This is a genomic window from Streptomyces sp. NPDC031479, from assembly GCF_055581065.1.
Genome location: NZ_JBVIKC010000013.1, coordinates 49,910 through 66,313 on the forward strand (window position 1 = coordinate 49,910; position 16,404 = coordinate 66,313).

The following is a 16,404-nucleotide window of genomic DNA, read 5'->3' on the forward strand; positions in this document are numbered from 1 at the left end:
CCGAAATGAACCGAACCAAGCCCGAACTGGCCGCTTTTTTCCTGCTTCTTTGGTGCCCCCCCCCCCACGACGGGCGATCGGGCCCCGGGTCAGGGGCAGCTGATGCGGATGTCTCCGGAGTCGGTGGTGCAGGTGTCGGTGCCGCTGCCGCCGTTGGCGGTGTCGTTGCCCGCGACGCCGTCGGTGGTGGTGAGGCGGTCGTTGCCGTAGTAGCCGGTCAGGGTGTCGCTGCCGGGTCCGCCGTCGAGGGTGTCGTCGCCGAAGCCGCCGTCGATGTTGTCGTTGCCGTAGCCGCCGTAGACGGTGTCGTTCCCGTAGCTCGCGCGCACGGTGTCGTTGCCGCCGAGCGCGCAGATCACGTCGTTGAAGTAGCCGCCGTTCAGGGTGTCGGTTCCGCTGGTGCCGATGACCGTGCAGCCGTGTGCGTTGTTCACCGAGGTGGTGGAGGTGGCCGTGTTGTCGGAGGCGGCCGGGTCCGGCTGGGTGGCGCTGACGCTGGCCGTGCCGGTGAGCGTGCCGGTGGCCCGCGGTTCGGCGGTGACCGTGACCGTCGCGCTCGCGCCCGGCGCCAGGCTGCCGAGGGCGCAGGTGGCGGCGGTCGCCGTGGTCGTGCAGGTGCCCTGGGTGGGGGTGGCCGAGGTGAGGGTCACACCGGCCCCGGAGAGCGTGTCGGACAGGCTGACGCCGGTCGCGGTGGCGGTGGAGGACGCCGAGTTGGAGACCCGCACCGTGTACGAGGCGCGGTCTCCGATGCTGACGGTGGTCGTTCCGGTCCTCGTCACCGACAGGTTGGCGCTCGGCGGCGGCGGGGGTGTGCCGTCGCCTCCCTCGTAGCGGGCGAGGGCGAAGGCGGAGCCGGCCGTGTAGCCCGCTGCGACGATCTTCCCGTCCGGCTGGACGAGCACCCCGCGCGCGGCGTCGAAGTCCCCGAAGCCGGTGACCACGAAGCCGTCGCCGCCGAAGCCGGTGTCCACGGTGCCGTCGGTGTTGAAGCGGGCCAGGCCGAAGTCGTTGGCCTCGGAGCTGTTGGGGTCGTCGGCCTGCCCCGCGGTGACGATCTTTCCGTTCGGCTGGAGCGCCAGGGCGGAAGCGCCTCCGCCGTCGCCGGGGAAGCCGACGGAGCGGCGTCCGCCGGTCCCGAATCCGGTGTCGGCGCTGCCGTCGGCGTTGTAGCGCAGCAGGGCGATGCCCGCGCCGCCGTCACCCGCGGCGACGACCTTCCCGTCCGGCTGCACCGCCACGGCGTTGCCGAACTCGGTGCCGCCGAAGTCCGCGGTGACCATGCCGTCGCCGCTGAAGGTGGTGTCGAGGGTGCCGTTGGTGTTGTAGCGGGCGACGCCGATGTCGAAGGCGGTGTTGCCCACGTAGCCGACCAGGAGGACCTTGCCGTCCGGCTGGAGGGCCATGCCGCGGGCGGTGCCCCCGGCGTCCTGGGGCGAGGCCGGGGTGAAGCCCGCGACCACCGCCCCGTCCCCGCCGAGGCTCGGGTCGAGGCTTCCGTCGGTGGTCAGGCGGACCAGCGCGAAGCCGCCACCGCCGCCCTTGCCCCCGGCGATGATCCTGCCGTCGGGCTGTACCGCCACGTCCGCGCCGTCGGCGGACCCGCCGAACTCGTCGACCCGTACGAGGCCGCCGTCGCCGAATCCGCCGTCCAGGCTGCCGTCGGTGTTGTAGCGGGCCACGGAGAAGAAGCAGCAGCCGCCTCCTTCCCCGGGCACCTCGGTGGTGCCCGCCACGACGATCTTCCCGTCCGAGGGCTGTACCGCCACCGCGTTGGCCACGTGCGCGCCACCGCCGAAGTCACTGGTCACCCGGCCGTCACCGTCGAAGGTGGTGTCGAGGGTGCCGTTGGTGTTGTAGCGGGCGAGCGCGAAGCCGTCCTGGCTCAGGCCCGCCACGACCAGCTTGCCGTCGGCCTGCCGGGCGACGTCGTGGCCTTCCGCGAACCCGGGGAAGACGGTCGTCACCCGGCCGTCGGGGCCGAAGGTGGGGTCGAGGTCTCCCGGGGCGGCCAGCGCGGTGCCGGGCAGCAGGAGTACGAGTACCAGGCCGAGCGCGGCCGGCAGCCCGGCCCTCCCGCCGGGTCTGCGGCGCGGCTGCGCCGGTCTGGGGTGTGCGTGGGTCATGGGGGTACGGACCTCCGGTCCTCGCGCGTCGTACGGGAAGCAGCGCACAGCTTCGTCCCGCGCACCGCCCGCACCCCGCGGAACGTGCCGCACCACGCCCGCCGGAGCGCCGGGAACCACCCCGGCGGAGGAGCGCGCGGGGTGCACTCGGCGACGAGAGCCCGCCGGCGCCCGGCGCCCGCCCGTCCGGTGTCCGCCGCCGGTTCCGCCGGGGCTGACGGGTCGGGTGCGTTCGGGGCCGTCAGGGGCGGGGCGCGGAAGTGATCGTGGTGAGCGCGTCGTGGAGGCTGGTGGCGCTCGGCGGGCGGCCCCGCCAGCGGGCGCCGATGTGGCCGTCGGGGCGGACGAGCAGTGCTCCGTGCGGGGCGAGTCCACAGCGCTGCGCGTGCTCGCCCCTGAGCGGCTCGATCCGCAACGGCCAGGACGGGGCGATCTGGCGCGCCCAGAGGGCGGGGTCCGCGGTGAGCAGGGTGAACCACGGGCCGAAGGCGTCGAGCGTGGAGCGGTCACGGGTGAGCCAGAGGTGCGGCATGCGGTGGCCCGGCTCCGCGGTGGGGACGTAGTGCGTGTCCGCGTCGTCCGCGCCGTCGGCGTCATCCGTGTCGTCGGCGTCGTGCGTGTGCCCGCCGTCCGTGTCCCCGGTCGCCACGTCGTCCGCGTCGGGAGCCGTGCCGTCGCCCCCGAGCACGGCGCCGGAGCGGTAGGCGACGCCGAGTACGAGACCGAGCTGGGCGAAGAACCCCTCCGACCACGGTAGTTCGACCTCTCCGGGCCGCGCCGCCGGACCGCCGGCCGTACGCTGCTCGCGGCGCCGCCCCTGCACGTCGAGCGCGCGTCGGGTGTTGGCCACCGTCCGGCGGAGCGTCCGGCCGGCCACCGGCAGGCGTTCGGGCTCGTAGGTGTCCAGTACGCCCGGGCCGGCCCAGCCCCGCAGGACACCGGCCAGTTTCCAGCACAGGTTGTGCACGTCGGCGAGGCCGGTGTTCATGCCCAGGCCGCCGAAGACGGGGACGGCGTGGGCGGCGTCGCCCGCCAGCAGGATCCGGCCGCTGCGCAGGCGTTCGGCGACGAAGGCGTTCATCACCCAGTGCTGGACCCGCAGCACGTCGGCGCGTACGCCGTCGCCGGGGCCGAGGGCGCGCGCGAGGAGAGCGGGCCAGTCGACGTCCGCCGGATCCTCGGGGGTGGGCCCGAACCAGGCCCAGCCCCCTTCGGGGTACAGCGGGGCGAAGGAGCCGTGCGCGGTGAAGTAGACGCCGGCCGGCCGGTCGGCGCACCATCGTCCGAGGTCGGCGTCGAAGACGACGGTGGTGAAGGCGCCCAGCGCTCCGGGGCCGGTGGTCCCGATCCCCAGCCGTCGCCGCACGGGGGAATCGGCTCCGTCGGCGGCCAGCACGTAACGGGCGCGGACGCGCGAGCGCGCCCCTCCGTGCCGGTGGTCCACCAGCGTGGCCAGGACGTCCCGCGGCCCTTCGGCCAGGCCGACGAGCTCGACTGCGAACCGCACCCGCGCCTCGGCTGCGGCGAGCAGGACGGGCTCCAGCCGGTCCTGCGAGGTGACCACGCCGATCACCGGGCTCTCCGGGACCGGCGCGTTGACCCCGGCCATCGGCGCGGTGGCGAAATCGCCCGCGCAGAAGGTGTCGCGGAATCGGATGCGGCCGAACTCCGGCGCGAAGGCGCGGGCCGCGATGCCGTCGGCGAGGCCGAGCTGGCGGTAGATCTCCATCGAGCGCGCGTTGACCAGCCGGGAGCGGGGAAACGGCGACAGGGCCCGGCGTTTCTCGACCAGCAGGGTGGGCACGCCCCAGCGCTCCAGCAGCGCCCGCGCGGTGAGCCCGACCGGCCCGGCCCCGACGATCAGGACGTCGACCTCGGTTTCTGCCACGGACATGTCGGGCTCCTCCTGCTCGCCTCGGGCAGCCGGGGCCCGCGCGAACCTCTCGCGCGCCGCGCCGGCCTGGGACCGTCGCGACCATCAAGCACCTCCACCCGCGCCGTCCGCCCGCGCCTCGCCCGTCCTTCGCCCCGAGCGGAGATTCCTTCACCCCTCACCAATAGTCTATTTGGACTGATAGATTTCGACCATGCCTCGTCGAGCCCTGGACAACCCGATCGTGCTGGCCGTGCTGGGCCTCCTCCTGGAACAGGCCGCACACCCCTACCAGATGCTGTCCGAGCTGCGGGAACGCAGCGACAGCCATGCCGCCGCGATCACGCGCGGCACCCTCTACAACACCGTCGCCGCGATGGCCGAGGCCGGCTGGGTGACCGCCCGGGGCCAGCAGCGCTCGGGCAACCGGCCCGAACGGACCGTCTACGAGCTGACGGGAGCGGGCCGCGAGGAACTCGTGCGGCGGCTGGACTCCCAGATCCGCAACCCGGAGCGGGAGTTCTCCCGCTTCCTCGGAGCCGTCACCTACCTGGGCGCCCTGGGACCCGACGGCGCCGCCGAGGCGCTGACCGAGCGCGTCGGGCGCCTCCGGGAGCGCACGGCGGCGGACGAGAGCCGCCTCGCCGAGGCCCTCGCGGCCGGCGCGCCCCGGCTGTTCGTCATCGAGGCCGAGTACGCGCTCTGCCTCGCACGCGCCGAGACGGCGTGGATCGACACCGTCCTCGACGACATCGGCACCGGTGCGTTGACCTGGCCCCCGGCCGGCTGAAGCCGGGACCGGGACCGGACAGAACGAAGGGAAAGCGAAGACATGACAGCGACAACGCCCGGGGGATTACTCTTCGGGATCTACCCCGGCGGACTCAGCGGCGACGACAGCGGCGGTCTGACCACCGGCCCGCCCGACGACCCCGCCCGGGTGACCGCGGCCCTCGACCGGCTCCAGGGCCGGGCGGACCGCCCGTTCCTCGTACGCGCGTACGTGGGTTTCGACGACGCCACCCGGCTCGGCGGCCCGCATCCGACGGCGACACCGGCCGACGCCGGGCGGTACGCGGTCCGGGGCCGCCGGCTCGACCTGGTGGCCCAGTACCGGTCCCCCTCCGGGGACGTGGACGGCTACTGCGCCTTCCTGCGGGAACTGGTCGTCCAGTACGGCGCGGTCACGCGCACGCTCCAGGTCGCGGAGGAACCGAACGTCACGTCCAACCCGCTGCTGGACGGCTACTACCCGCGCGTGCGCGAGGCGATCGTGCGCGGGGTGTCCGCGGCCGGGGCGCAGGCCCGCGCGCTCGGGCTCACCCACCTGCTCATCGGCTTCAACACCACCCCGCTCTTCGGGCCGGACACCTCCTTCGCCGGCGACCTGACCGATCTGGGCGGCGCACGCTTCGTCGCCGACCTCGACTACGTGGGGCTGGACTTCTTCCCCGACGTCTTCCGGCCCGTGGCCGCCGCCGGTCTCGCCTCCGCCGTCGAAGGGCTGCTACGGCACCACCGTGACGCGGTGCTGGCTCCGGCCGGCCTGGGGCACCTGCCCCTGCACATCACCGAGCACGGCTGGCCCACCGGCCCCGACCGGCCCGCGCTCCGCCAGGCCGAGGTCGTGGAGACCCTGCTCGGCGTCGTCGCCGCGCGCGCGGGGGAACTCGGCCTCAGCGGGTACACGCACTTCGCGCTCCGCGACGCCGACAGCGCCGGCCCGGACCTCTTCCACCGGTTCGGCCTCACCACCGACGACTACACCCCCAAGCCCGCCTTCGAGACCATGCGGAGGCTGGTGGAACGGCTCAGCATCTGACGGCCCCGGCGTCACCGGTGGCCCCCGCGGCGCTTCCCGCGACCCCTGCGGCCGGTGACACCCGGCCGCAGGGCCACCGGGCGCCGCGGCGTTCCGGTTCCCTTGCGAACGCGTGACATGCGTCACGCCCCACTCGGCGGCCCGGGCGGCCCGGCAGGGGCTGCACCGTCGCCGACATTTCAGCTTTTGTACCTATTTCACGTGGACATTCCGGCCTCTGCCAGAAACGGAATCAGAGCCTCCTGTCTTGTTCGGGGCAACGCGGCTGGTGGCGAGGGGTCCTAGTGCCGCGTCAGATGCGTGCCCGACCGGCCGCCGCAAGGACATGCACGATCTTCCGGACGTTTCAAGCCGCAGCCTCCCGTCCCCCGGCGGTGCCGGGACCACGGCTTGCCAGGCCGCTGCCGGGTTTCTAAGAATGGCGGCTCCTCCGGCGTCCTCGCGGTCCGGCGCCGGAAGGTTCGCGATCACCGAGTGAGGTCAGGCATGCGGAAGCACCGTAAGAAGACGCACCATCGGAAAATAATCGTCACCCTCGGGGCCCTGGCCCTCGTGGGTGTGCCCTCTGCCGCCATGGCGTGCCTGGGCCCGCAGGGCTCCGGCCCCGCGTCGGCCGGCGCCGCCCGGCACGACGGCCGGCCCTGGGACGACGCTCCCGGCTTCGGGGGCCCGGGTTCGCAGCCGCCCGTGGAAGCCCCGGTCGAGGCGGCCGCCCCCGCGGCCCCCGCCCAGCCCGTCGCCGAGCCGGCCTCCGAGCCGCCGGTGGAGCCCGCGGACGAGAGCGCGCCGACCGCGGAGCAGCCGCAGGCGCCGCAGCCCGTGCAGCCGCCGGCCGAGACGGCGGCGCCCGCCGCCCCCGCCGCCCCCGCGGCTCCCGAGGCCTCCGCGGCACCCTCCGGCCCCGTGGCCGAGGTCGTCGCGCTCGTCAACAAGGAGCGTGCGGCGGTCGGATGTCCGGCGGTCACCGTCAACGACCGGCTCACCAAGGCCGCGCAGGACCACAGTGCCGACATGGCCGCCCACGCCACCATGTCCCACACCGGCTCCGACGGCTCCGATCCGGGCCGGCGCATCACCGGTGCCGGATATGTGTGGAGCACGTACGGCGAGAACGTCGCCTACGGCTACCCCACGGCCGCGAAGGTCATGGAGGGCTGGATGAACAGCCCGGGCCACAAGCGGAACATCCTCGACTGCTCCTACAAGGAGATCGGGGTCGGCCTCGCGCAGCCGGGCCAGTACTGGACGCAGGACTTCGGCGCGGCCCGCTGACCCGCACCGCCGTCTCGGCGAACGCAACGAAGGCCCCGGCCTCCCTGAGGAGGCCGGGGCCTTTCGGTCGAGCGCTGGGCAGGCCTTGCACCTGCATTCCCCCACGGGAAGTGGGGTGTCTTTCCTTGGACCACCAACGCCGGTCCCACCACCGTGTTTCCACGGCTGCGAGAACAAGATCAGCATAGCGCACGGATCCGGTCCCGCGCACCGGGCGGTCAGCGGCCCGTGGACACGGACGGCTTGCGACCCGGGTAGACGTGGCCGGGGGTGACGACGCTCGTGATCGCCTCGCCGAAGAAGGTGCTGGGTTCCTGGCCGCCGACCGTGACGTCGGTGTTCATCAGCACGACCATCGTCGCCTTCTCCTCCGGCAGGTAGACGGTCAGCGTCTCGTACCCGGGGATCGACCCGTTGTGGCCGATCCAGCCCTGGACGTCGAAGATGCCCAGGCCGTAGCCGGCGCCGGGAATGCCGATGGACCGGGTCCTGAGGCGTTCGGCCTGGGTGGCGGGCGTCAGCAGGGTGCCCGTGGCGACGGTCTTCGCCCAGCTGCGCAGGTCCTGGAGGTCGGAGATCATCGCTCCGGCCGACCAGGCCCAGGAGGGGTCCCAGTCGGTGGAGTCCTCGATCTTTCCGCTCGCGGTCTGGTTCGTGTAGCCGCGTGCGTGCGGCGTCGGGAACTGCGCGCCGGCCGGGAAGAGGGTGTGGTGCAGCCCCGCCGGCTTCAGGACGTCCCGGGCGATGACGTCGCCGATCGGGCGGCCCGTGATCTTCTCCACCACCAGGCCGAGCAGGATCAGGTTGGTGTTGGAGTACTCGAACTCGGCGTCCGGGGCGAACTGCACCGGGTGCTTGAAGGAGTACCCGAGCAACTCCCGCGGGGTGAAGGGGCGGTCGGGGTCCGTGGCGAACGCCTTGTCGAAGGCGGGGTCCTCGCTGTAGTTGAAGAGCCCGCTGCGCATCCCCGCGAGCTCGCGCAGGGTGATGCGGTCACCGTTCGGCACTCCAGCGACGTACCGCCCGATGGGGTCGTCCAGGCCGACCTTCTTCCGGTCGACGAGCTGCAGCAGGGCGGTGACCGTGAACGTCTTGGTCTCGCTGCCGATGCGGACCAGGAGGTCGGGCGTCATCGGGGCGGACGTCGCCTTGTCGGCCACGCCGAAGGCCTTCACGTAGCTGCCCTTGCCCGGCGCCCACAGGCCGACGATCACGCCCGGGACCCTGGTTTCGCGCAGGGTCCCGAGGATGGCGGCGTCGAGCTTCGCCGCGACGGCCGGGGTGAGCTTCGGGAATCCGGTGTCCGCCGGCGGGGAGGGGGTCGCGCGGGCCGGGGCGGGCGCCCCGTACGCGGAGCCCGCGGCGACCGGGGCGATGAGCACACCTGCGGCGGCAACGGCCACACAGGCCCGGCGCAGCCCAACGCGGATCGGCTTCACGGCGCGGCCTCCTGCCGCCGGGAGCGGGACGACATCACCACCGTAGGGCCGCGCCACCCCGCCCGCGCGGTGAGCCGTCGAGGACCGTCGGCACGAAAGGCCGGATCCCCCGCGCCGGCGGATGGTCACTGCTCTTCGAAGGACCGGATCCGGTGGTTGCCCATCAGGCTGCCGCCCGCGCCGCCGGGGGTCGATCCGGCGGAACCCGCGTCTACTCGCCGCTTCCGCCGGCCTCGCGCGGGCCCGCGTGGACCAGCGCGGCGTAGCGGCCGCGCCGGTGCAGCAGGCTGGTGTGAGTGCCCGTCTCCACGATGCGTCCCTTGTCGAGGACGATGATCCGGTCGGCGTTGCGGATGGTGGAGAGCCGGTGCGCGATGGTGACGGTGGTACGGCCCGCGGAAAGGGCGTCGAGGGCTCGCTGGACGCTCGCCTCGGTGTACGTGTCCAGGGCGCTGGTGGCCTCGTCGAGGACCAGCAGCGGCGGATTCCTGAGCATGGTGCGCGCGATGGCCAGGCGCTGCTTCTCGCCGCCGGAGAAGCGGTATCCGCGTTCGCCGACGAGCGTGTCGTAGCCGTCGGGAAGTCCCGTGATCAGTTCGTGCAGGTGGGCGGCCTCGGCGGCGTCGATCAGTTCGCGGTCGCTCGCTCCGGGTTTCGCGAAGCGGAGGTTGTCGGCGACGGTGGTGTGGAACAGGTGGACGTCCTGGGAGACCACCCCGACCGTCTCGGCGAGGCCGGCGAAGCTCAGGTCGCGGACATCGACGCCGTCGATGGTGACCCGGCCCCCGGTGGCGTCGTAGAGGCGGGGTATCAGGTAGCCGAGGGTCGTCTTGCCCGCGCCGGTGGCCCCGACCACGGCGAGTTTCCCTCCGGCGGGCAGGTCGAAGTCGATGTCGTGGAGGACGGGTCGCGCGCCGGGGTAGGCGAAGTGGACGTGTTCGAAGCGCAGATGGCCCGCGGGCGAGGCGAGCCGGACGGGGTGGGCCGGTTCCCTGATGGAGCTCTCCAGGTCCAGGTACTCGAAGACCCTCTCGAACATGACGCGGGCGCTCTGGAATCCGATGGCGGACTGGAGGAGGGTGACGGTCGGGCCGAAAAGGCCCTGCTGGAGCGAGGTGAAGGCGACGATCGTACCGACGGACGCGGTGGGCCGCCCGTGCTCCCCGAGGGCCCCGGCGCTCCAGTAGAGGCCGATCGGCATGGCGGCGATCACCATGGAGACGGCCGACTGGCGCCAGCGGCCGACCGCGGTGGACCTGACGCTCAGGTCGGCGAGGTCGCGCGAACGCCTCGCGAACTCGCGCACCACGGTGTCGGTCCGGCCCATCGTGCGTCCCAGGAGGAATCCGCTGACCGAGAGGGACTCCTCGACCAGGGTGGACATCACCGCGAGCAGGTTCTGCCGCTCGCGGGTGAGGGCGCGGCGTTCGCCGCCGACGCGCCGGCTGATCCAGACGAACAGCGGGAGGACGGCGACGGACACCGCGGTCAGGCGCCAGTCCAGGGAGAACATCGCCACCAGGGTGGCGACCACCGTGGTGACACCGGACACCACGGTGGTCGCCGTGCCGGTCACGGTGGCCTGCATACCGCCGATGTCGTTCGAGATCCGGGACTGGACCTCCCCGGTCCGCGTCGAGGTGAAGAAGGACAGGGGCATGCGCTGCAGATGGGAGAACACCGCGTTGCGCAGGTCGTCCATGACCGCCTGGCCGAGGGACGCCGACAGGAAGGCCTGTCCGACGCCCATCGCGATGCCGACCACGATCAGGAGGAGCATGGTCAGGGCCAGTACGGTGAGCAGCCCGAGCCGGCCCTCGGGCAGCGCGACGTCCAGCATCGTCCGCAGGACGAACGGCGGCACGACGGCCGTGAGCGCCCCGCCCATGACGAGCAGGACGACGGCCACCAGGCGGCCGCGGTAGGGGGCGAAGAGCCGTGCGATGCGGAGCAGCGGGACGTGCCGCGCACCGGTGTGATCGGTGGCCATGCGGCCCACCTCGTTTCGGTCCTGGCGTGGGTACGGTCCGCCGTTCCGGGGCACGGCGTGCGTCAGCCCACCGCCAGCAGGCCCTCGCGGACCAGGGTGTGCACGAGCAGCAGGCGGCCCGGCCGGTCCAGGTCCCCCGTGATCGAGGCCGCCGTGAAGGGGTCGTGTCCGCTCTCCACCACGAAGCGCACCTCGTCGGCGACGTGGCGGGGCAGCCGGACGGTCTTGTTGTGGAAGGCCAGTTCCACGTGCTCGTGGGTGAGGGACACCCGCCAGCGCAGGCCCGGCCGCAGCCTCACGGGGGTGTCGCCGTCGAGCCGGGGCGTCCGCTCCAGGTCGGTGAGGTGGCCGCGCAGTACGGGCGGGGCGATGGATACGGCCCTCGTGACGGCGCGGTCCGTCAGTTCCCGTGGGGTCAGCCGGGTGCGTACGGTCTCCAGCAGCCCCTCGATCATCCGCTCGGCCTCCCGCCTGCGGCCCTCGTCGGAGGCGAACCCGATGGGCAGTCCCCTGCGCAGGGCCTCGTCGTCCTCCGCCAGGTCCTGCACGGCCTCGCCGAGGAGGGCGGGGAAGAGCACCGGATGGACGCCGAGGGTCAGGTGCAGGGAAGCCGTATCGGTCGAGGTCGCGGCGTGCACCGTCCCGCGGGGCAGGTAGAGCACGCTGCCGGGTTCGAGGTCGAACTCCTCCTCCACCTCGGGGACGGGCCGTGCCGCGCCGTACCGCTGACTGCGCAGCGGCAGGGCGTCGGGCATGCCGTACAGCCGCCAGCTCTTGGTGCCGTGGGCCTGGAGGATGATGACGTCGTGGTTGTCGTAGTGCGGATCGAATCCGCGGGCCCGCCCGCCGGGGGTGAGGTAGACGTTCACCTGGAACCGGGCACCGACTTCGGCGCTCAGCTCGGTGGTCAGCCGTGTGAGGGGGTCCCAGCGCCGTTCCAGCGCGTTGAGGACGATGGTGGAACCGGAGCGGTACCGCTCGTACAGCATTTCCAGCCGGTCGGTACCGCCCAGCGTCGACACCGGGGTCTCCTGGCCCTCGGAGACCACCCGGACGTTGGAGAAATCCGGCCCGGAGCGACTCAGCAGCGCATCGACGTCGGAAAGGGTCAGCAATTCCGCGAAATACCGGTGGTCGTTCCTCGGGATGCGGAGGGGGCGCTGCTCCCAGTATTCGTTCCGGAATTCCTCCGGGTCCGTCGGGTGAATGAGTCGGCAGAGGGCGGAAGAGGGCTGCGCGGTGCGCGCAGCCGCCCCCCGACCCGTAACGGTCGTCACAGGTTTCGAACTCCTCGGGGATTCGGTTCCGTTGCGGTGGCGGCCGGTGCGTCAGTCGGTGTCGTCGCCGAACCACCCGTCGTGACCGCCGGAGTCGTTGCTGTCGTTGTCGTCACCTTCGTGGTTGCTGTTGTCGTGCGGCGGGACGAGGGTGCCGGCGGGGCGCACCACCGTGATGTCCTGCGGGTCGAGGTTCTTGCCCATTGCGGTGTCTCCTCGTGTTCGTCAGTCGGTGTCGTCCTGGACGGTGAACCAGTCCGCTCCGCCACTGTCGTCGCTGTCGTTGTCGTCCATGGAGAAGTGGACGGACGGGTCGTGCGGAAGTGCCATGGCCCGGGGTGCGCGGACGATGGCGATGTCACTCGGGTCGAGCGACGTGGACATGCTCCTCCTCTCCCGTCCGGGCCCGGCGGCCCGGTCTTTCCGTGCGCTTCAGGATGACCACGGGTGACGGCGATCGTCTTGTACGGACGCGACCTGATATGGATGATCGGGTTCCGCGGGAAGCGCATGGATTCGGCAGCCCGGTTGGCTCAAGATCTCCTTTTCGGAGGAATGGGACTGGTACAGCATGTGCGTACCCCGGAAACCTCCTGCCCAGGAGAGTGAATTCATGCGCCCAGCGCGCTCGACCTCCAGCCGGACCCATTCCTTCAAGGCATGGCGAACCCTGCCCGCACCCGGCCTGAGATCTTCCGTTGAGGTCTATGCGTGCTACGAATACGGTCCCGGCCATCACCAGAACAGGCTGGTGATGCCCGACACCGTCGCGACGATCGGATTCGGGTTCGGCTCCCCCGTCCACACGTTCGACACGGCGGATCCGGAACGCAGCGTCAGCTGCTTTCACCGGGCCGATCTTCCGCTCACGAGCGCCCTGGTGGGCCGGCACGGGGGCGGGGTCCGGGGCATCGTGCTGCGGATGACCCCCATGGGCGCCTACAGCCTGTTCGGAACGCCCATGCACCACTGGGACCTGCCGTACCTGGATCCCGCCGACCTGCTGCCGCCCGCGCTGCGGCACCTGCCGGAGCAGCTCGAATCCGCCACGTGGGACGGCCAGGTGCGGATCCTGGACGCCCTGCTGCTGCCCCTGGTGGGCCGGGGGCCGGCGGTCTCGCCGGAGGTGGCCTGGTCCTGGCGGGAGTTGCACCGGACGCACGGCCGGGTGAAGGTCAAGGAGCTCACGGCCGGGACCTACTGGAGCACACGGCACCTGGAACGGCGCTTCCGGGAACAGGTGGGACGCACCCCCTCCGCCATCGCCCGCATCCTGCGGCTCAGCCACGCGCTACGGCTTCAAGGGACGGGCATGCCGCTGGCGAAGGTCGCTCAGCACGCCGGTTTCCACGATCAGTCCCACTACAACCACGTGTTCAAGTCCATGACGGGTATCACCCCGAAGGCGGTCCCCGCCGATCCCGTCGACTGGTCGCCCTCCACCGAGTTCCCGCGGGACGCGGCCTGATACGGCCGGTCCCTGCGGCGCCTCCCGCGACTTCAGGGCGCGCCGGGCCCGTCACCGGCCCCGGACCTGGCCAGGGCGAGCACCCCCGCGCAGATCAGGGCCAGACCCAGCAGCTGGGGGACCAGCCGCCAATGGGTGCGCAGGTGCTCCTCGTACAGCAGCACCCCCAGGGCGACGCTGACGCCCGCGTCGCCGAGGGTCAGGGCGGGCTGCGAGGCCACCAGCGGCCCGCCCTGCATGGCGTGTTCGAGGAGCAGCACGGCGCAGATGCCGCTCGCGGCGAAGCCGTAGGTCTCCCAGGTCGTCAGGAACGCCCCGACGCCGCCCTCGCTCAGCGCGTGCACCGCCGACTTCATGAGGGCCGCCGTGAGGGCGTAGCAGACGGCGGTGGCCGCGCCGAGGCATCCGGCCCGCATCCGGCCCGGCGGCCGCCGCAGTCCGGCCGCCGCGAGCACGGCCACCGCCGCGGTGCACGCCGGCAGTGCCATCACCCACCGGTCGAGCGGGACGTGCGTGCGGTTGCCCGTGGGCGAGGCGGCCACCAGTACGGTCCCCAGGCCCGCCACCACCGCGGCCACGGCGAGCCACAGCACCCCCGGCAGCCGGCGGCGCCCCACCAGCGAGGCGATCAGCAGGGCGAGCGGCAGCTCCAGCACGAACAGCGGCTGTACGAGGGACAGCGCGCCCGTCGCCAGCGCCGCGGCCTGGCCCACGCCGGCCGCGATCACCGCGAGGATCCCGCCGATCCACACGGGGCGGCGCAGCAGATCGAGGACGAGCCCGAAGCGGAAGCCGTCGCTCTGCGGCACCGTGAGCGAGGCCCTCCGCTGGAGGACCGTCGCGAGGGCGTTGCTGAACGCCGCGAACAGAGCGAAGAGGACCGGCAGTACGAAGCCCATGCCCCGATCCTCACCGCACCCGTCGCGGCGCGCCGCCGTGACACCGTGCGGTACGCGCCCGGCGGCCCCCGTTCCCCCGTCCGGGTCCACGGACGGGGGCGGACCGCGCGGCCCGGGTCAGGCCAGGTGGTCCGCGACGAGCTCGGCGAAGGCCTCCGGGGTGAGGACGGTGACGCCCAGTTCCGCGGCTTTGACCGCCTTCGAGCTGGGCTTTCCGCTCGGGGACGGGGCGCAGACCAGGTAGGCGGTCTTGGAGTTGACACTGCTGCCCGCCTTGCCGCCGGCCCTCTCGATCAGGGCGTTCATCTCCGAGCGTCCCAGTGTCTCCAGCGGGCCGCTCATCTTGCCGGTGACGACGACGGTGCGCCCGGCCAGGGGGCCCTCCGTGAGGGGGCGCGGTTCCCGCGGCTCCTTCATGTTCACGCCGGCTTCGGCCAGCTTGTCGATGACGGGCGCCAGCAGGGCGACCTGCTCGACGATGACCGGGGCCTTCTCCCCGCCGATGCCGTCGACCTCCTGCAGGGCGGCGGCGTCGGCCGCCCGGATCGCGTCCATGGTCTCGAAGTGCGCGGCGATGCGGCGGGACATGCTCCGCCCCGTGCCGAGTACGCCCAGGGCGCAGAAGACGCGGCTGAGCGGCCGGGACCTGGCGGCCTCGATCTGCTCGGCGAGTCTGGCCCCGCGCTTGGCGCTGCCGGAGGCGACGGTGAGCTGCTCCTCGGTGAGGGTGAAGAGATCGGCGACGTCGGCGACGTCACCGGAGTCGATCAGGGCCTTGACGTACGTCTTGCCGAGGCCGTCTATGTCGAGCATGTCGCGTCCGGCGGCGTACTCGATCAGGGCGGGCAGTGCGCAGGCGGTGCCCTTGGCGCAGCGCCACCGTTCCTGGTCCTTGTTGATCTCGCCGGCGCAGTTCGGGCACGCCGTGGGCAGCGGCACCTCGCGCGCCCCGGCGGGACGGAGGCCGGTCACCGGGGCCTGGACGCGGGGGATGATGTCGCCGGCCTTGTAGACCGTCACGGTGTCCCCGAGGTGGAGGTCGCGGCGGCGGATGTCGGCCGGGTTGTGCAGGGTGGCGCGGGTGACGGTGGATCCGTCGATGTCCACCGGTTCGAGGATGGCCGTCGGGGCGAGGACGCCGGTGCGGCCCACGTCCCAGACCACGTCCTTCAGTACGGTCTGCCGCTCGACGGCCGGGAGCTTGAAGGCCGTCGCCCAGTGCGGGAACCGGCTGCCGAACCCGGCCGCGGCCTGTTCGGCCGCGTCGTTCGCCTTGATCACGACCCCGTCGATGCCGAACGGGAGGACGGGACGCAGCGCGGCGATCTCGTCTACCTTCCGCTGCGCCTCGGTGAGGGTGGCGACGACGTGCAGCCCGGCGGGCGTGGCGGCGGTGGTCTGCACCCCGGCCTCGGTGACGGCGGCCAGGACCTCGGCGTGCGTGGCGCCGGCAGGTGCGAAGGCGATGCCGTCCAGCTCGACCGCCCCGTACGCCCAGAAGGTCATCGCGAGCCGGTACGGGCGGTCCTTGGCGCGCAGGGTGCCGGCCGTGCCGTTGCGCGGGTTCGCGAAGACCTGTGCGCCGTGCGCGGCGCGGACCTCGTTCGCGGTCTCGAACTGCTGCTGGGTGAAGAGGACTTCGCCCCGCACCTCGAAGGTGAGCGGTACGGGCAGTCGCTCGGGCAGGCCCTCGATGGTACCGATGACGTGGCTGACGTCCTCGCCGTGGGTGCCGTTGCCCCGGGTGACGATCCGTTCCAGCCGGCCGGCGCGGTAGCGGGCGGCGACGGCCGCGCCGTCCATCTTCGGCTCGACGGTGAACCCGCCGGCGGGCTCGTGGCCGAGGCGGCGCTGCAGGGAGGCGCCCCAGGCCGTGAGGCCGGCCGGGTCGAAGACGTTGTCGAGGCTGAGCAGCCGGGTGGTGTGCGCGACGTCTCCGGCCGGGGCGGCGCCGTCCCCGACCAGACCGGTCGGGGAATCCGGGGCGACCTCGTCGGGGTGCGCCTGCTCCCAGGCCAGCACGGCGAGGCGGAGCCGGTCGTAGGTGGCGTCGTCGACGGGGCTGTCACCGTCGCCGTAGTACGCCCGCGACGCATCGCGCAGGCGGCCGAGAGCGGCTTCGTAGTCGTCGCGGCCGGACATGCTGGACAGCGCCTCATCGGCGTAAAGGCTCTTCATGTCCTTGATCCTGCACCACGGGTCTGACAACGGCCCCCGGCCGTTGGCCGGTCGCCGGGC

The 16,404-nt window shown here is 72.7% G+C and carries 13 protein-coding genes; 4 read left to right on the forward strand and 9 right to left on the reverse strand.

Annotated elements, in window-relative coordinates:
* Positions 1-89: 89 nt before the first annotated feature.
* Both ACZ5D2_RS16880 and ACZ5D2_RS16885 read right to left on the reverse strand, forming a co-directional pair.
* The gene (locus ACZ5D2_RS16880; RefSeq protein WP_468929965.1) at positions 90-2,126 is read right to left on the reverse strand and encodes a calcium-binding protein; all 2,037 of its coding nucleotides are present in this window, start codon (positions 2,124-2,126) and stop codon (positions 90-92) included.
* 241 nt (positions 2,127-2,367) lie between these two features.
* Positions 2,368-4,020, reverse strand: a complete 1,653-nt coding sequence (locus ACZ5D2_RS16885; RefSeq protein WP_371675006.1) for an FAD-dependent monooxygenase — start codon at positions 4,018-4,020, stop codon at positions 2,368-2,370.
* A gap of 193 nt (positions 4,021-4,213) precedes the next feature.
* On the opposite strand from ACZ5D2_RS16885, the gene ACZ5D2_RS16890 reads away from it, so the two are divergent.
* The 3 genes from ACZ5D2_RS16890 to ACZ5D2_RS16900 all read left to right on the forward strand — a co-directional run bounded on the left by ACZ5D2_RS16890 (position 4,214) and on the right by ACZ5D2_RS16900 (position 7,093).
* Entirely contained in the window at positions 4,214-4,789 is a 576-nt protein-coding gene (locus tag ACZ5D2_RS16890) for a PadR family transcriptional regulator (RefSeq protein WP_371675007.1), read from the forward strand.
* Positions 4,790-4,831: 42 nt separating this feature from the next.
* On the forward strand, positions 4,832-5,821 hold the full coding sequence (locus ACZ5D2_RS16895; RefSeq protein WP_371675008.1) for a hypothetical protein: 990 nt from the start codon (positions 4,832-4,834) through the stop codon (positions 5,819-5,821).
* A 486-nt stretch (positions 5,822-6,307) separates the two neighbouring features.
* Complete coding sequence (locus ACZ5D2_RS16900; RefSeq protein WP_371675009.1) at positions 6,308-7,093, forward strand: CAP domain-containing protein; 786 nt, start codon at positions 6,308-6,310, stop codon at positions 7,091-7,093.
* Between the two features lie 218 nt (positions 7,094-7,311).
* Here ACZ5D2_RS16900 and ACZ5D2_RS16905 read toward each other — a convergent pair whose 3' ends face one another.
* The 5 genes from ACZ5D2_RS16905 to ACZ5D2_RS16925 all read right to left on the reverse strand — a co-directional run bounded on the left by ACZ5D2_RS16905 (position 7,312) and on the right by ACZ5D2_RS16925 (position 12,183).
* On the reverse strand, positions 7,312-8,532 hold the full coding sequence (locus ACZ5D2_RS16905) for a serine hydrolase domain-containing protein (protein ID WP_371675010.1): 1,221 nt from the start codon (positions 8,530-8,532) through the stop codon (positions 7,312-7,314).
* Positions 8,533-8,743: 211 nt separating this feature from the next.
* On the reverse strand, positions 8,744-10,522 hold the full coding sequence (locus ACZ5D2_RS16910; protein WP_371675011.1) for an ABC transporter ATP-binding protein: 1,779 nt from the start codon (positions 10,520-10,522) through the stop codon (positions 8,744-8,746).
* Between the two features lie 62 nt (positions 10,523-10,584).
* A complete protein-coding gene (locus tag ACZ5D2_RS16915) occupies positions 10,585-11,637 on the reverse strand; it encodes a cupin domain-containing protein (RefSeq protein ID WP_371675012.1) in 1,053 nt (350 codons plus the stop codon).
* 213 nt (positions 11,638-11,850) lie between these two features.
* Entirely contained in the window at positions 11,851-12,003 is a 153-nt protein-coding gene (locus ACZ5D2_RS16920) for a hypothetical protein (protein ID WP_371675013.1), read from the reverse strand.
* Between the two features lie 21 nt (positions 12,004-12,024).
* The gene (locus ACZ5D2_RS16925; RefSeq protein ID WP_371675014.1) at positions 12,025-12,183 is read right to left on the reverse strand and encodes a hypothetical protein; all 159 of its coding nucleotides are present in this window, start codon (positions 12,181-12,183) and stop codon (positions 12,025-12,027) included.
* 370 nt (positions 12,184-12,553) lie between these two features.
* On the opposite strand from ACZ5D2_RS16925, the gene ACZ5D2_RS16930 reads away from it, so the two are divergent.
* Complete coding sequence (locus ACZ5D2_RS16930) at positions 12,554-13,267, forward strand: helix-turn-helix transcriptional regulator (protein WP_371675015.1); 714 nt, start codon at positions 12,554-12,556, stop codon at positions 13,265-13,267.
* Between the two features lie 32 nt (positions 13,268-13,299).
* Here ACZ5D2_RS16930 and ACZ5D2_RS16935 read toward each other — a convergent pair whose 3' ends face one another.
* Entirely contained in the window at positions 13,300-14,166 is an 867-nt protein-coding gene (locus tag ACZ5D2_RS16935) for a DMT family transporter (RefSeq protein ID WP_371675016.1), read from the reverse strand.
* A gap of 117 nt (positions 14,167-14,283) precedes the next feature.
* The gene (gene ligA, locus ACZ5D2_RS16940) at positions 14,284-16,344 is read right to left on the reverse strand and encodes an NAD-dependent DNA ligase LigA (RefSeq protein ID WP_371675017.1); all 2,061 of its coding nucleotides are present in this window, start codon (positions 16,342-16,344) and stop codon (positions 14,284-14,286) included.
* Between the last annotated feature and the right edge of the window lie 60 nt (positions 16,345-16,404).

Bases quoted from the DNA above. Each gene is read 5' to 3' on its own strand.
- ACZ5D2_RS16880 (WP_468929965.1), bottom strand. From the start codon at position 2,126: ATGACCCACGCACACCCCAGACCGGCGCAGCCGCGCCGCAGACCCGGC.
- ligA (WP_371675017.1), bottom strand. From the start codon at position 16,344: ATGAAGAGCCTTTACGCCGATGAGGCGCTGTCCAGCATGTCCGGCCGC.
- ACZ5D2_RS16900 (WP_371675009.1), top strand. From the start codon at position 6,308: ATGCGGAAGCACCGTAAGAAGACGCACCATCGGAAAATAATCGTCACC.
- ACZ5D2_RS16930 (WP_371675015.1), top strand. From the start codon at position 12,554: ATGCCCGACACCGTCGCGACGATCGGATTCGGGTTCGGCTCCCCCGTC.
- ACZ5D2_RS16890 (WP_371675007.1), top strand. From the start codon at position 4,214: ATGCCTCGTCGAGCCCTGGACAACCCGATCGTGCTGGCCGTGCTGGGC.
- ACZ5D2_RS16925 (WP_371675014.1), bottom strand. From the start codon at position 12,183: ATGTCCACGTCGCTCGACCCGAGTGACATCGCCATCGTCCGCGCACCC.
- ACZ5D2_RS16895 (WP_371675008.1), top strand. From the start codon at position 4,832: ATGACAGCGACAACGCCCGGGGGATTACTCTTCGGGATCTACCCCGGC.
- ACZ5D2_RS16920 (WP_371675013.1), bottom strand. From the start codon at position 12,003: ATGGGCAAGAACCTCGACCCGCAGGACATCACGGTGGTGCGCCCCGCC.
- ACZ5D2_RS16935 (WP_371675016.1), bottom strand. From the start codon at position 14,166: ATGGGCTTCGTACTGCCGGTCCTCTTCGCTCTGTTCGCGGCGTTCAGC.
- ACZ5D2_RS16910 (WP_371675011.1), bottom strand. From the start codon at position 10,522: ATGGCCACCGATCACACCGGTGCGCGGCACGTCCCGCTGCTCCGCATC.
- ACZ5D2_RS16885 (WP_371675006.1), bottom strand. From the start codon at position 4,020: ATGTCCGTGGCAGAAACCGAGGTCGACGTCCTGATCGTCGGGGCCGGG.